Raw genomic sequence first — 15,574 nt, 5'->3', positions numbered from 1 at the left:
AACACTTAAATGTTATTAAAAACAAATGTATGTTAATTTAGTGGGATATCGAGAAAAACTATTGTGCCGTTGTTTGAGCTGATATCAGCGTTTCCGCCTACAGACATCATTCTCTTCTGGATATTCTTCAGGCCGTTGCCAAATAATCTAACCTTCTCCTGGTCAAATCCTTTGCCATTGTCCTTGATCATTATCGTCATATTTTTATGCACCTTCACTTCCACAATTACTTCTGTTGCTTTTGCATGCTTCACTACGTTATGCAACGATTCTTTCACCGCTAAATAAATATTCCTTCGCGTTCCCCCGCTCAGCTTGATGTTCGGGATCACTTCGGGAATATAGAACTGGTGCGTGATGTGTGCATGCTCCAGGAACTCGGCTGCAAAGCTTCTCATATAAGCAATGAGGTTAGCCAGTGAATCGTTGGAGGAGCTCATTGCCCAGATGATCTCACTCATTTTGTCTACCATCTCTCCGGCCGTTTCTGAAATACGCTCCACTTCCCTCGTCTGCGAAGGGTCCTGGATCTTTCTTTTTGCCACTTCGCTCAGCAGGCGGATGGTGGATAGCCCTGAGCCCAGGTCGTCATGCATATCGCTGGAAATACGCGCCCGCTCCTGGTCTACCGCCTGCTCTTTCTCCAGCTTCAGCTTCTCATGCCTTATCTTATAATCAAGGTACAAGGTGGAAAAATAATAGGCAATTCCCAGTAGCAACAGCAATAACAAAAACCGGAACCACAGCGATTGCCAGAAAGGAATTTTAATTACTATCTCCAGTGTGGTAGGCACCGTGCTCCAGATATCATCATTATTAGATCCTCTTAACTTAAAAACATAACTGCCCGGGTGCAGGTTCGTATAACGCGCCATCCGGAAAGTGCCGGCCTGTACCCAGTCTTCATCCGCGCCTTCCAGCTTGTACTGCACCTTGTTCTTCAACGGGTTGGTATACTCCAGCGGTACAAATTCTATAGCAATCGTATTCTGGTTATACGGCAATTCAATTTTCGTGAGCAAGGAAATCGCAGTGTCGGACTCATACGGTTTGTCCAGTACCTCCATACGGCGGATGATCACTTTTGCATTAGACAGATTGTCCCGGAAATTTTTTGGATAAAAACCGTTTACGCCACGGATACCGCCAAAAAATAATTCGCCGTCGATGGATTTGTAAAATGCGCCTGTATTAAACTCGTTCGACTGCAACCCATCCTCGTTGTTATAAGTAGTGATCTCGTCTGTTAACGGGTTGATCTGCGACAGGCCCTTGTTGTGGCTCACCCAGATCCGGTCTTTGTCATCCAGCAGCACACCATACATGTAATCGTTGATCAGCTTGGGATTATCGTAACTGTTGTAATGCTTTTTAATACGGCCCGCATCATCAAGGATGAATAATCCTTTGTTGGTAGCTACCAGCAACTCCTTGTGCGCATTTTTATTGATGGATTTAACGGTGGTACCGGAAGGAATGAATACGCTTCTCCAGCGCGAGTCGGCCACCCGCTTTACATACAGCGCCGATTTCGTACCCACGTACTGGTTACCCATATAGTCTTCGTAGAAAGCAGATAATATCTCATCCTTGAAATGATGTACCACTGCGGCCTCATGTCCTTTCTCGGTTTCGTCAAACATCAGCAGGTAACCTCCATAGTTAAAATATAGCTGTCCGTTAGTACGCTTGAACAGGAAAGGAAATGGAGCCTGCTGTGTAGGTAAGCCCAATGCGGTTACTTTCCCGGTCAGGTCAGTAAAGGATTTGGTTTGTACATTGAACAACCCGATGTGCATGCCTGCAAAGTGCAGCCACAGCTGATCTCCGTTCTCCCGGCAAATAGCTCCCAGGTCATTTCCGGGAAACTTCCCGGGATATAATTCATTTGAAATACGCTCCAGGAATTTTCCCCCATCTTCATAAATATTCATTCCATCACGCATCAATCCCACATACAGTTTACCATCATCATGCTTGTATACGGCCTGCACCATGTTATGGGTGATATAAGGAGAACGGTAAAGATTGAATACTTTTTTATGAGGGGAATATTTTTTTAATCCGTCACCATCTGTGCCTACCCACATATTATCGGCCACATCGCGGTAAAGCCAGGATACATCGTTGAATGAGCGCGTTTCAAATGTATTGAAGCTCACAATATGCCGCATAATTTCATTATGGGCAATACTGTAAATCAGCACGCCATCGCTTCCGCCGATCCATACATTGCCGTACTGGTCCAGTTCAGACACTGCCGGGATGAACGGCTCCCCTTTCTCGTTCTTCATATCAAAAACCAGGTCGCTGAATTTATTGCGTTGTTTATTAAACAACGTAATATGCCCTGCGCTGATAATGAGCATCGAATCTTTATTCAGGTTACGCAACAAAGGTTTGCTGCCAACTCCCGGTAAACAATAGGTGGAGATGCGAAGGTTTTTAATATTCAGGGAAAAGAGCTCCCCCTGGTCCCCGTTCATCCAGATAGTGTTCCCGTCTTTCATCACCGCGGAAGGTAATATGCCTCTTTGCACGAACTGGGGCGGGTACAGGATAATACGGCGGGTAACATAAGTGGTATTGTCCAGTACATAAATGCCTTTCATCGGGCGCCATACCCACAGCGTATTGGTGGCCGTGTCTTCTCCCAGGATCACAAATTTCACATTGGCATCGCGCTCTGCGGCGTTTACAGCGGTGGTATCTTCAAACAGCCTGCTGAAGTTGTTCTTGTATTTATCGTATACGCTAATACCGTTGTTATGGGCCAGCAGCAGTTGAGAGCGGCTGTCCTTATAAAAAGAAAAACCTTTGTATCCCTTCAGATCAAAACGATTGATCACCGCACGGTTGCCTGTAGCGCCACGGGCTACCAGCTCCCCTTTCCCTTCGCCGGCCTTATAGAGCGAGCTTGGTTTATAGCGGTATTCGTTAAAGGTATAACCATCGAAGCGGTTGATCCCATCGCGGGTGGCAATCCACATAAATCCCTGGTCATCGCGGGTAATATCAAATACAGTGCTTTGAGAAAGGCCCTCATTAACGCTGTAACTGTCAAAAATGTATGGCTTGTCCTGTGCATGGAGCATTCCGGGGAATAGTCCCCAAATACAGCAGCATAGGATAAACATTTTTAAGCGATACGGTCGATGCACTGGAATATTGTTATTGTGTAAGCAGGTCAGGTAATCTGCAAATATATAAATCTGTGTCACACTTTGTAGCAATTTTGTAATTTTCTTCCCGGTAACAGATTGGGAATAAATGAAATGCTTTATGAATACAGTCAACGCAACATCCGGCCGGCCAGGCTCAAACATCCGTCAACGCTGCTTTGCACGTTGTGCCTCATTCCTGCTGCGCCCGCTCCTGCCCGGATGCTTTGCACTATTATCTGCCTTCACACCGGCCGCCGCCCAACAGGATGCTGCCGGTTATCATATAAACATCCTTACGGCAACTCCGGTTCAAAGTATCAGGGGGCTCAGCGTAGTAACCGATGATATTGTATGGGCTTCCGGTACCGGCGGCCAGGTAGGCAGCAGCACAGACGGGGGCAGGCACTGGAAATGGGCCACGGTAAGCGGCTGCGACAGCTGCGACTGGCGTTCGTTGTATGCCTTTAACGATCGTAAAGCCATTGTATTAAATGCCGGCGCACCGGCGTTGATTTTTTTAACCGAAGATGGAGGCAATTCCTGGAAACAGGTGTTCTATGATAACAGGCCAGGCATTTTCTTTGATGCCATGCAGTTCTTTAATGAACAGGAAGGCATCGCCATCGGCGATCCGATAGATGGAAGATTTACTGTCATCCGGACACATAATGGCGGGCATAGCTGGAAAGCCGATCCTGTTGCCACTTTGCCCCGCGCAGCAGAAGGGGAAGCCATCTTTGCCGCCAGTGGCACCAGTATGGTATTACTTCCGGAAAATAACGTTTACTTTGCGACCGGTGGCCAGGTAGCACGGCTCTTTAAAAGCAGCGGTAACGGGGAGGCATATACGATCCCTTTGGTGCAGGGGGGCAGTACTACCGGCGTATTTTCCATTGCGTTCCGGGATGCGGCCAATGGTATTGCCGTGGGGGGCGACTATAAGCAGGATACCTTGCGTAAAGGCAACTGTATGCTCACTTCCGATGGAGGCCGCAGCTGGGAAGCACCCGCCACTCCGCCGGGCGGATACCGCTCCTGTGTAGCCTGGATCGGCCCTCAGCTGCTCATCGCTACCGGTACATCCGGCACGGATATTTCAACAGACGGCGGGCATCACTGGGAAACGATCGGGAAAGGATTCAATGTGGCGGCAAAAGCCAGGAAGGGTACAAAGGTATATATGGCCCGGAAAGAGATCGGGGAACTGGTAAACCATTGATCCAAACAGTATTACAGGCTAACATCAATAAAAAGGTGCTCCTGGAAAGGTGCACCACTAAAATAGGTTAAAGCAAAAAGTAAATTTATTGATATGAAGTTAATAAGTAATTCATTTACTTGCCGGGATTTTTTGCAAAGCTGCCGATTTACAGGGTAAACGCCGGAAAAGGAGCATCTAACGCAAAAGGACCATCACTACTCTGATTTTTTTATGTAATTTAAGACCTCGGTAACGGATTACCGCGTATCCAGAAAAAGAGATTATGCAAGTTGAAACCTCGTCAAGTAAATACGGCGCCAAACATTATCCTGATGGGATCAGGGATTGGAAAAAAGAAGGAAATTATTTTTGTTTTTATACTACAGAAACGATTCTCGAAATAAGGGTGATCGCTGATAAGATCATCCGCTTCAGATATGCTGCTGAAGGCACTTTTCAAAGGGACTTTTCCTATGCCACCAGTGATACGCTGGAAGAATCGCCCATCGCATTCGGAATTAAGGAATGGGAAGAAACTTTCGAGATATATACAGATGAACTGAAAGTATTTATTGCCCGCGATAACCTCCGCATCACCATTTCAGACAAAGAAGGCAGAGTGATTAACCAGGACGAAATGGGTTATCACTGGCAGCATTACCTCCTCAAAGGCGGTAAGATCCAGTATTGCAGCAAGTTAGTACAGGAAGGGGAATGCTTTTACGGCCTGGGCGATAAGCCTACTGAACTGAACCTCCGCGGCAAACGGCTGGAGAACTACGGAACTGATGCCTATGGTTACCAGAAAGATACAGACCCGCTGTACCGGAACATCCCTTTTTATTACGGCCTGCATCATGGCATAGGCTATGGTATTTTCTTTGATAATACCTTCCGTACCATTTTCGATTTTGGTAAGGAAAGGGAAGATGCATGCAGTTTCTGGGCCCGGGGCGGAGAAATGAACTATTACTTTATTTACGGCCCCGACCTCCTGGAAGTGGCTGAATCGTATACAAAAATTACCGGTACGCCGGAACTGCCTCCCCTGTGGGCCTTGGGCTACCATCAATGCCGCTGGAGCTACTACCCCGACACCCGCGTGAAAGAGATCGCAAAAGAATTCCGGAAACGGAAGATCCCCTGCGATGTTATTTACCTGGACATCGATTATATGGATGGCTTCCGCTGCTTTACCTGGAATAAGGAATGGTTCCCCGATCCGGCAGGACTGATCAAAGACCTGGCCGCAGAAGGATTCAAGGTAGTAGTGATCATTGATCCAGGCATTAAGGTGGATACCGACTATGCCGTATACCAGGAAGGCATCAAAAACAATTACTTCTGTAAACGCGCCGATGGCGCGCTCATGGAAGGAGATGTATGGCCCGGTAAATGCGTGTTCCCCGACTATACCAACCCCGAAGTACGGGAGTGGTGGAGCAGCCTTTTCAAAAGCCTGGCCGAAATTGGCGTGCGCGGCGTCTGGAACGATATGAATGAACCTGCCGTGTTTGAAATGGGCTCCTTCCCCGAAGATGTGCGCCACGATTACGATGGCGAAGAGGTTAGTCACCGTAAAGCACACAACGTATACGGCCATCTTATGAGCAAGGCCACTGCAGCCGGTATGAAGAAATACCTGATGCCCAACCGCTCCTTCCTCATTACCCGCTCCTGCTATGCGGGCGCCCAGCGCTGGTCTTCCGTATGGACCGGCGACAATGTTTCCAGCTGGGAGCATCTCTGGCTGGCCAGCGTACAGTGCCAGCGTTTGTCCGTTTCGGGGATATCGTTCACCGGTAGCGATATAGGCGGTTTCATCGGTGAGCCCGATGGCGAACTGTATACCCGCTGGATACAGCTGGCGGTTTTCCACCCGCTCATGCGTACCCACTCCGCCAGCAATGAAACAGGTTTTAACCAGGAGCCCTGGAGCTTTGGGGCAGAGTATGAAAAGGTAGTGACTAAATTTATTACGTTAAGATATAAGCTGCTCCCTTACCTGTATACCACCTTCTGGCAGTATGCCTCTCAGGGCACGCCTATGCTGCGCCCGCTGGCTTTTGTTGCGCAAACGGATCCGGCCACGCACAACTGCTCACATGAATTTATGTTCGGCGATTCGCTGCTCATCAGTCATGTAAGCGAAAAAGGAATGCAGGAAAAAGGTGTATACCTCCCTGCCGGTAACTGGTACTATTTCTGGAACGACCAGAAATACGCCGGCGCCAAAGAAGTAAAAGTAAAAACACCCCTGGATGAAATGCCGCTGTTTGTAAAAGCGGGCGCCGTGTTACCGGAATACCCGGAAATGCAGTACACCCAGCAAACCCCGGTTACTGAAATGCTGCTGCATGTTTACTTTGGGGAAGAAGAGGTAAAAAGCGTATTGTATGAAGACGCCGGCGATCACTACGGTTATAAGAACGGCCAGTATAATGTGATCCGCTTCAAGCAACGTTCTACTGCACAACAGTTTTATCTCAAAAAACAATTCTATATCAATTACGAAACCTCCTATAAAAATCATAGGATCATTATACATGGCCTGCCGTTCAAACCTACTACCCTGCTGGTAGACGGACAAGCCGTTGCCCTGCTGCCCGGAAACCTGCCGGCAGATAATACGGTGTCTTTCGTGGTACCAAGAAACTTTGAAGAAATATCAATGAAGTAGCTATAAACAACTAAAGTGGTAAAAAGAAAAAAGGCACTTCAGATAGAGATCTCGCGCCGGTTTCATAACCTATGCCAACTTTAGAAATATAAAAATAGATGCTAAATATCATTGTACAAAATGTTCAACTGCCGTAAATACAGAATGAACAAAATGAATAACTTCTTAACATTGAATTAAGGGTCTATAAAGCAATTACAACGGTATAAAGCCTGTAGATCCTTTATGAGTAAGGGTTATATCATAGAAAATCAATTTAGCAAATAAACAAAAACATAAAGGCTCAAAGATGAACACTCATCCCTGAGCCTTTTTAATGTTGATGATTATTGTTTATGCTCAATAAAAAATAGACAGAAAGAAAATAGATGTCAATGCACAAAATACCAGGAAGATAAAAACAGCTCTGAAAAGGATTTCCATCTTATCGGTCGTATATTCTATTCCGTGTAGTTCCTGAGGATTTTCTGCGTGGTTGATACTTAGGCTTTTCATACAAACAAGTTAAAAGGATTTTGCAATAAAAGATTATTGGTGATTTACGGGTTCTATAAATCACATCCTTCAATGAAATTACATAAAAAAAGCTAAAACAGATAAAATCTTTTTGTTCATTTTAGCCTGCTTCCTATTCATTTTAATCAGCTCTTCTTTTTATGCTTGCCGGCATTTTCATGCGGCAGCTGCAATGGCGCCTTCTTTACCGCCGGGGTGGCTGTTTCCGTGCTGTCGCCCAACTCATCTGCGCTCACGGTTTCACCTCTTTTGTAATATTCCTTTACCATCTTCCCTGTTTCCTCATCATATAATTTCCATACCCCGTTGCGAACGGAATTCCCCTGTCTTACAATCTCCGTAGGGGTTTCAGCGTTGGTGACCGGGTCAATGATCATGATGGTATCCCGCTGTCCTTCAATTTCTGTAGCCAGGAAAGCTCCTTCCTCACTGAGTTTCCCATTGGGGAAATAATATTTGCAATACCCGTCCAGCACATTGTTCTTATAGGTTTCTTCCGCCAGCAAATTGCCAATGGCAGAAGTCTTTTTCCATACACCCTCCTTACGGCCATTCTTATAAACGCCCTCCCAGGTATACCCCGGCTCCCCCCGTAGCTCTCCCACTTCTTCTATCCAACGGCCCTGCTTACGGTTTTGCGCATCGCGCTGGTTCACTTTCGCCTGGGCCATTCCGTTACTCCAAAACAGTAACAGCGATAAACATAAAAACAATACTCTTTTCATCGATAGCACTTTGCCACAAGTTAAATATTTAAAGCGTATAGTTACCTACGCGGATTTTGTCTGACTCAGGATTATGATGATTATAATGATTAGTTTGATTTTATACTTTTGAATATTTTTAAAAAGGATAAGGGAGACAGAAACGGATTTTTTACCGCTTTATCTCCCTTAATCACTCAAAAAATAAATAGTAAAATCAAACTAATCATTATAATCCTGAGTCAGACAAAATCCGCATTGGCGACGCCTTATTTATGCAGCTGTATATTGCCGATCCGCGTATCCTTGCCCCGCTCTACTTTCACACCGGTAACGGTGGTGTCCTGGTAACCGTTGGAAGCATTCACAAAAACGTTCCAGTCGTTGCCTGCTTTCAGGCCACGCACCTTGTATTCCCCGCTTCTCCACGGCAGTGCGTATAAAGTATCGCTACTGCTGTTATAGATAGAAATCACGGGGTAGGCATCCCATGGGGTTACCTTGCCGGAAATGCTGCCCATTTTGAGAATGGTGAATACGTTAATGTAGGGTTTGAGGATGAATTTTCCATTCCAGGTTCTGATGATGGAGCGCTGTACATCAAAATCAAGCCACAGCTGCAGGTTGTCTGCACTCAGCTCATCCCATTCGTTATGACGCACTCTTACAATGATCTTGGATTGTCCCGCGATCGATTTTACAGGATAGGTAACGCCATCTTTAACCAGTGAGTTCTGGTCGCCGATAGTGATACGGATACGTTCCATGGTTCCTTTCGCCACTATGCCGCCGGCCAGCAGTGTGTCGGCGCCGTTCCTTAAAGTCAGCAGGTCATAAACACCCGGGTTAATATCCAGTGAATCCCACAACTGGCAGCTATCCGGGCCACTGTTCCGGTCGTGGCGGTCTTCATCCCACCAGCAACGGTCCCTGTCGGGCCAGTTATCATCATCCGTTTTACCGCAGGTATCCACCAGTACTTCCACACTGCGGATATCCAGTAATACCTTATCGAAGTACCCCGGATCATCTGATAAATAAAGACTTACTTTTTGCTTATTGTCCGGAACAGGCGTGGTAGATGTGGAATTATCCTTCTTGCAGGATACCACCAATGTAACAGCAGCCAACATCGCCATCACTAAACCAGGCCCCGGTTTGCGGAGGTAGTTTTTCATAAAAAGAACGGTTTTATGTAACTAAATAAAAATATGGACAAATTGATCTGGTTGAAATACCGATACCACATAAAACGTACCACCATCACCGGTTATTGCCAAAGGGATCAGACAGCTAATAGACGGCGGAAATAAGGAAAAGTTTAACCCTGTGCGGATTTTTCTAACCTGGGATTAAGATGATTATGCTGATTAGCAGGAGGCTTTCTTTGAGATTTTATAAAGAACTTATTCTTTGTCTTTTATAAAGATGAAACAAAATAAAATCTTTAAAAATTATAAAGTATTCAATACATAGCTACCATCGTAATAAAAAATTCCGGGAGATAACAGCGAAAATATTTACTGCTATTCCCCGGAATCTTTTTTTATAAAATTCAGTCAAACGAACTTACCAATTCCGCGCTATATGATCATCCAAACCCCTGGAAGGCTAACCCCGTTCGACCGGGAAATTGTGTTGGAACACTGATTATGATGATTTTGAGGATTTCATTGATGTCTTGTTAATAGATTAAAAAATTAAGGGAGAAAGAAGTGGATATATCACTTCTTTCTCCCTTGGTTTTTATAAAAAAAACAGCGAAATCATCAAAATCATCATAATCAGTGTCCCAACACAAAATCCGCCTCCGGCAACCTGCGGATAAGCCGAAGTATCGTTGCACCCAAAGGAGGCAGACGCAAAGAAATCGTATAGTCTCTGCCGTTATATATCTGTTTAGTGGTCCGGATTACACCCGTGTTCAGCACGCCGCTGCCATAATACTCCGGTGCATCACTGTTTAATACTTCTTCCCACTCCCCTCCCACAGGAAGACCTATGAGGTAGTTCTCACGCACTACGGGAGTCATATTAAGCACTACCAGCAGGATGTCATCTACTGCCTTTCCCTTCCGTGTATAAGCCAGCACACAGTTATCATAATCATTTACCGTGATCCATTCAAACCCCGCAGGATCGAATTGCTGCTCATACAAAGCGGTGGAACCTGTATAAAATTCATTGACCTTCTTTACAAACGTTTTCAATCCCTGGTGGGTGGCATGCTGCATCAGGTGCCAGTCGAGCTCCCCACGGTAATTCCATTCAGACGTTTGCCCAAACTCATCCCCCATAAACAGCAGCTTTGTACCGGGATGGGTGTACATGTAGCTGTATAATAAACGGAGATTCGCAAATTTCTGCCAGTCGTCGCCAGGCATTTTATACAGCATGGGCGATTTCCCATGAACCACTTCATCATGGCTCAGCGGCAACATGAAGTTCTCCCCGAACGCATATACCATACTAAAGGTCAGATCGTTCTGGTACCACTTCCGGTGAATGGGGTCCCTTTTGAAATAATCAATGGTATCATTCATCCATCCCATCATCCATTTCATCCCAAAGCCCAAACCTCCCATAAAGGTTGGTCTTGATACCCCGTAATGCGAGGTGGAATCCTCTGCAATGGTTTGTACATCGGGGAACAGCGCATACACCGTTTCATTCAGTTTCTTCAGGAAGCTGATGGCTTCCAGGTTCTCATTGCCTCCCACTTCGTTAGGTTCCCAGGCGCCTCTCTCCCTGGAATAATCCAGGTGGATCATAGAAGCTACAGCATCTACACGTATTCCGTCTACATGAAAGCGGTCGAACCAGAAAATGGCATTGCTCAGCAAAAACGACCGTACTTCATTCCTTGCATAGTTAAAAATATAGCTGTTCCAGTCCGGGTGATAGCCTTTACGCATATCCGCATACTCATATACATGCGATCCGTCGAACCGGAATAATCCATGCGCATCATACGGGAAATGGGAAGGTACCCAATCCAGTATTACGCCGATACCTGCCAGGTGGAACGCCTCCACCATTTCCATAAAATCCTGTGGCGTGCCATGCCTGGAAGTAGGTGCAAAGTACCCGGTGATCTGGTAGCCCCAGGAACCATCAAAAGGATGTTCCATCACGGGCATTATCTCCACATGGGTAAAGCCCATTTCCTTCACATACGGCACCAGCATTTCGGCTATTTCCTGGTAAGAATACACCCGCTCAGGATCAGCAGTATCCGGGCGGCGCCAGGAACCCAGGTGCACCTCGTATACGGCAAAAGGACGGTCCAATGCATTATTGTTCCGGCGGTTATCCATCCATTTCTTATCATCCCATTCATAATCCAGCGGGTATACTACGGACGCGGTTTTAGGGCGCACCTCCCAGTGATTGGCGTAAGGGTCTCCTTTGATCAGCTCTTCGCCGCTGTTGGAACGGATAAAATATTTATAGAGGGCCCCGGGTTTCACCCCGGGCACAAAGCCTTCCCAGATCCCGGAGCTGTCCCACCGAGGATAAAGGGTATGGCTATAATGATCCCAACCGTTAAAATCACCCATTACGGCCACAAATGCGGCATCCGGCGCCCAAACGGCAAAGTATGTTCCACTGGCGCCTTCCACTTCTGTGGCATGCGCCCCGAACTTTTCGTATAGCCGGTAATGTGAGCCTGCCTGGAAAAGGGTAATATCACTGGAAGAAAACAGGGTGAATGGTTCTACATACTGTAAAGCGCGATTTGTATCTCCGGTCATAGTAACGTGTGAATTGGGTGTCTTGACTAACAAGATAGTTTAATTTTTGGGAAAATGACAGCAAGGATGAAACAGATATTTTCATGAAAACAAAAAAGGTGCCCCATGGACACCTTTTTCAATTATATAGCTATTCCGGTACGCGGATTAGTACTTCTTACGGAACGGAGGCTTGCCACCACTGCCGAAAGACTCACGTCTGTCGCCACCGCTGCGGCTACCACCCGGGCGGCCACCTTCAGCGCTCCAGCTTCTTTTACGCGGACCGTAATCACCACCGGAACGTGGACGTCTGTCGCCATCCTGTGACATTTCAATCCTCACACTGCGGCCATTATATTCCACTTTCTTGAAAGCCTCGGTTACTTTTGCCAGTTCATCATTCTCTACTTCAAAGAAGGAATAAACGCCTTTCAGATCGATACGGCCAATTTTATTGCCACGTAAACCGGTATTGTCACAGAGGTAACGAAGCATATCGCCGCGGTTGAAATCGTCTACAGAGCCCAGGTTGATGAACAAACGGGTGAACTTACCATCGCTTCTGCGTGGTCCTTTATCTTCCCCGATCGCACCGCGTCTGTCGTCTTTCGCGTTCAGATCCGGCGCATCCTGGTAGTATTCCAGGAACTGGTTGAATTCGAGGGAAGCAAAACGTTTGATCAGGTCTTCCTTGGTCATGGATGCAAACTCTTCGTTGATGCGCTCCATGTAAGGTTCAATCTGCTCTTCATTTACTACTACGTTATGTACTTTATGCACCAGGCCGAACAGTTGTTTTTCACAAACTGCAAAACCATCGGGTACTTCAGCTTTCACAAATTTTTTCTGGATCACACGTTCAATCTGGCGGATCTTCCCGATATCGCGGCTGCTGATCACAGCAATAGAGATACCTGATTTACCAGCCCTTCCTGTACGGCCGCTTCTGTGGGTGTAGTTTTCCACGTCGTCCGGCAGGTCGTAGTTGATTACGTGCGTTACGTTGTCCACGTCAATACCACGTGCAGCTACGTCGGTTGCTACCAGCACCTGCAGCGCTCTTTCGCGGAAGCGTTTCATTACCTTATCACGCTGTTGCTGGGTTAAGTCGCCATGCAGGGCATCCGCATTGTAACCATCCTTGATCAGTGATTCGGCGATTTCCTGTGATTCAATTTTGGTACGGGTAAAGATGATACCAAAAATTTCAGGGTTGAAATCCACGATACGTTTGAGGGCCGCGTATTTATCGCGCGGGCGCACTACATAGTATTCGTGCTCAATATTAACATTACCGCTGTTTTTGTTACCTACGGTCAGTTCAAACGGATCTTCCATGTATTTCTTGGCGATACGGCGAACTTCCTGTGGCATGGTAGCAGAAAACAACCAGGTGGTTTTACCTTCAGGTGTGTTGGACAGGATACTGTTGATATCTTCCTGGAATCCCATGTTCAGCATTTCATCTGCTTCATCCAGTATGGCGTAGCGCACGTTTTCAAAGTTAACCGCGCCACGGTCAATGATATCCAGTAAACGGCCGGGAGTAGCCACCACAATGTGTACTCCTCTTTTCAGTTCACGCAGCTGCTGAACAATGCTGGAACCGCCATATACCGCTACGATGCTCACATCGCCCAGGTATTTGCTGAAGTTTTTCAGATCATTGGTGATCTGCAAACAGAGTTCACGGGTAGGGCATAAGATCAGGCCCTGTGGTTTATTTATTTTCAGATCCAGTTGCTGCAACAGTGGCAGGCCAAATGCGGCAGTTTTACCGGTGCCCGTCTGGGCAAGACCTACGAAATCGCGGTCGCCTCCTAACAATACTGGTATTGCCTGTTCCTGGATGGGAGTTGGGGAAACGAAGCCCAGGTCCGTAATTCCCTTTAAAATAGGCTCTTGTAAGCCCAGTGATTCAAATGTAGTCATTGATTTGCATTAATCAAGCTCCGTCGGGAGCTGTGTATATAGCCTTTAGCAGTTAGCTATCAGCTGTTAGAAATATTATTTTCAGCTTCCAGCGGTTAGCTATCGGCTGTGTTGGTGGCTTCGGTCGTTAACCGGCTACCAGTTCTCCTTCGAGGTCGTAGTCAAACGCCCTGGTGATGCGTACTTCCACAAAATCACCTGGCTTCAGGCGTTTGGTGGTGTCTATGATCACCTCGTTATCTACTTCCACCGAATCAAACTCGGTACGGGCAAGGTATCTGCCTGCCTCTTTTTTGTCTACGATTACTTTAAAGATCTTCCCTACTTTCTCCTGGTTTTTTTCCAGGGAGATTTCCTGCTGTACTTCCATAATTTCCTGCGCCCTTCTCTCCTTTTCCTCTGCAGGGATATTATCTTCCAGCTCATAAGCGCTGGTGCCTTCTTCATGGCTGTAGGTAAATACCCCTACGCGATCAAAGCGCATTCTTTCCAGGAATCCTTTCAGTTCTTCCACATCATCTTCCGTTTCACCAGGGAAACCGGCAATGAGCGTGGTACGTAAACAGATACCAGGTACTTTCGCACGGATGTCGTGTACCAGCTGCTCAATTTCTTCGCGGGTGATCTGGCGTTTCATTGCTTTCAACATGGCATTGGAAGCATGTTGCAGCGGCATATCGATGTATTTGCAGATATTCGGGAACTCGTTCATCACATCCAGGATCTCCATCGGAAACTTGGTAGGGTAAGCATAATGAAGACGGATCCATTGCAGTCCTTCCACTCCGGCCAGCGCCCGCATCAGGTCACCCAAACGGCGCTGCTTATACAGGTCCAGGCCATAGTAGGTTAGTTCCTGCGCAATGAGCATAATTTCCTTTACACCGGATTTCACCAGCTTCTGTGCCTCTGTTACCAGTTCCTCAATAGGTTTGGAAACATGTCCTCCCCGCATCAGCGGGATGGCACAAAAAGAACAGGTACGGTTACAACCTTCTGCTATTTTCAGGTAAGCATAATGAGAGGGAGTACTCAGTAATCTTTCTCCAATCAGTTCTGCTTTATAATCTGCATCAAACTTTTTCAGGATCAGGGGCAATTCCATGGTTCCAAACCAGGCATCCACTCCTGCAATCTCTGACTCCAGGTCGCCCCGGTAACGCTCACTTAAGCAACCCGTTACATAAACCTTATCCAGTTTACCGCGTTGCTTCAGCTCTACCTGCTCCAGGATGGTGTTAATCGATTCTTCTTTGGCCTTGTCAATAAACCCGCAGGTATTCACTACAACAATGTTGTGGTCGCGTTTTACACTTTCATGCACTACATCGATTTCATTAGCCATGAGCTGTCCGCTCAGCACTTCTGAATCCACCATGTTCTTGGAACAACCAAGCGTAATAATATTAACCTTGTCTTTCTTTAAAGTTTTTGTCTTCAAGCGCGAATGTTTTAAACAAGCGGTCAATTATTGCTGAGCCGCTACCGCCACGAAGACACACAGACACTGATTGAATGTAACAGCAGACTTACTGTATGTGACTTGAGTCTTAGTGGGGGTTAAGGAAGGTGCAAAGGTAAAGAAAAGATTTGACAATCTGAAATTAATGCTAAGTAACTGTCGATTAGTTACTTAGCAT

Annotated in this window: 8 protein-coding genes; 2 read left to right on the top strand and 6 right to left on the bottom strand. The window is 46.5% G+C overall.

Annotated features, from left to right (window positions below):
• Nucleotides 1-32 precede the first annotated feature (32 nt).
• Nucleotides 33-3,095 carry a sensor histidine kinase gene (locus ABIE50_RS14560; protein ID WP_209860337.1) on the bottom strand — a complete coding sequence of 1,021 codons (3,063 nt, stop codon included), beginning with the start codon at nt 3,093-3,095 and terminating at the stop codon, nt 33-35.
• Between the two features lie 187 nt (nt 3,096-3,282).
• On the opposite strand from ABIE50_RS14560, the gene ABIE50_RS14555 reads away from it, so the two are divergent.
• Together ABIE50_RS14555 and ABIE50_RS14550 are read left to right on the top strand one after the other, a co-directional pair.
• Nucleotides 3,283-4,383 (top strand): WD40/YVTN/BNR-like repeat-containing protein, encoded by a 1,101-nt coding sequence (locus tag ABIE50_RS14555; protein ID WP_209860339.1) that lies wholly within the window; start codon nt 3,283-3,285, stop codon nt 4,381-4,383.
• Between the two features lie 265 nt (nt 4,384-4,648).
• On the top strand, nt 4,649-7,045 hold the full coding sequence (locus ABIE50_RS14550) for a glycoside hydrolase family 31 protein (protein ID WP_209860341.1): 2,397 nt from the start codon (nt 4,649-4,651) through the stop codon (nt 7,043-7,045).
• Nucleotides 7,046-7,686: 641 nt separating this feature from the next.
• Here the strand turns inward: ABIE50_RS14550 and ABIE50_RS14545 are convergent.
• The 5 genes from ABIE50_RS14545 to rimO form a co-directional block, all read right to left on the bottom strand.
• Entirely contained in the window at nt 7,687-8,286 is a 600-nt protein-coding gene (locus tag ABIE50_RS14545) for a toxin-antitoxin system YwqK family antitoxin (RefSeq protein WP_142685129.1), read from the bottom strand.
• Nucleotides 8,287-8,534: 248 nt separating this feature from the next.
• Nucleotides 8,535-9,443, bottom strand: coding sequence for a DUF4382 domain-containing protein (locus ABIE50_RS14540; RefSeq protein ID WP_209860343.1), 909 nt, complete (start codon nt 9,441-9,443; stop codon nt 8,535-8,537).
• A gap of 606 nt (nt 9,444-10,049) precedes the next feature.
• Nucleotides 10,050-12,020 (bottom strand): 1,4-alpha-glucan branching protein GlgB, encoded by a 1,971-nt coding sequence (gene glgB, locus ABIE50_RS14535; protein WP_209860345.1) that lies wholly within the window; start codon nt 12,018-12,020, stop codon nt 10,050-10,052.
• A gap of 147 nt (nt 12,021-12,167) precedes the next feature.
• Entirely contained in the window at nt 12,168-13,934 is a 1,767-nt protein-coding gene (locus ABIE50_RS14530) for a DEAD/DEAH box helicase (protein ID WP_142685126.1), read from the bottom strand.
• 127 nt (nt 13,935-14,061) lie between these two features.
• Nucleotides 14,062-15,375, bottom strand: a complete 1,314-nt coding sequence (gene rimO / locus ABIE50_RS14525; RefSeq protein ID WP_209860347.1) for a 30S ribosomal protein S12 methylthiotransferase RimO — start codon at nt 15,373-15,375, stop codon at nt 14,062-14,064.
• Nucleotides 15,376-15,574: the final 199 nt, after the last annotated feature.

It is taken from the genome of Chitinophaga sp. OAE865 (assembly GCF_040546735.1).
Lineage (GTDB): Bacteria > Bacteroidota > Bacteroidia > Chitinophagales > Chitinophagaceae > Chitinophaga > Chitinophaga polysaccharea_A.
Note: the sequence above shows the minus strand (reverse complement) of the source record. Positions and strands in the feature narration are given on the sequence as shown.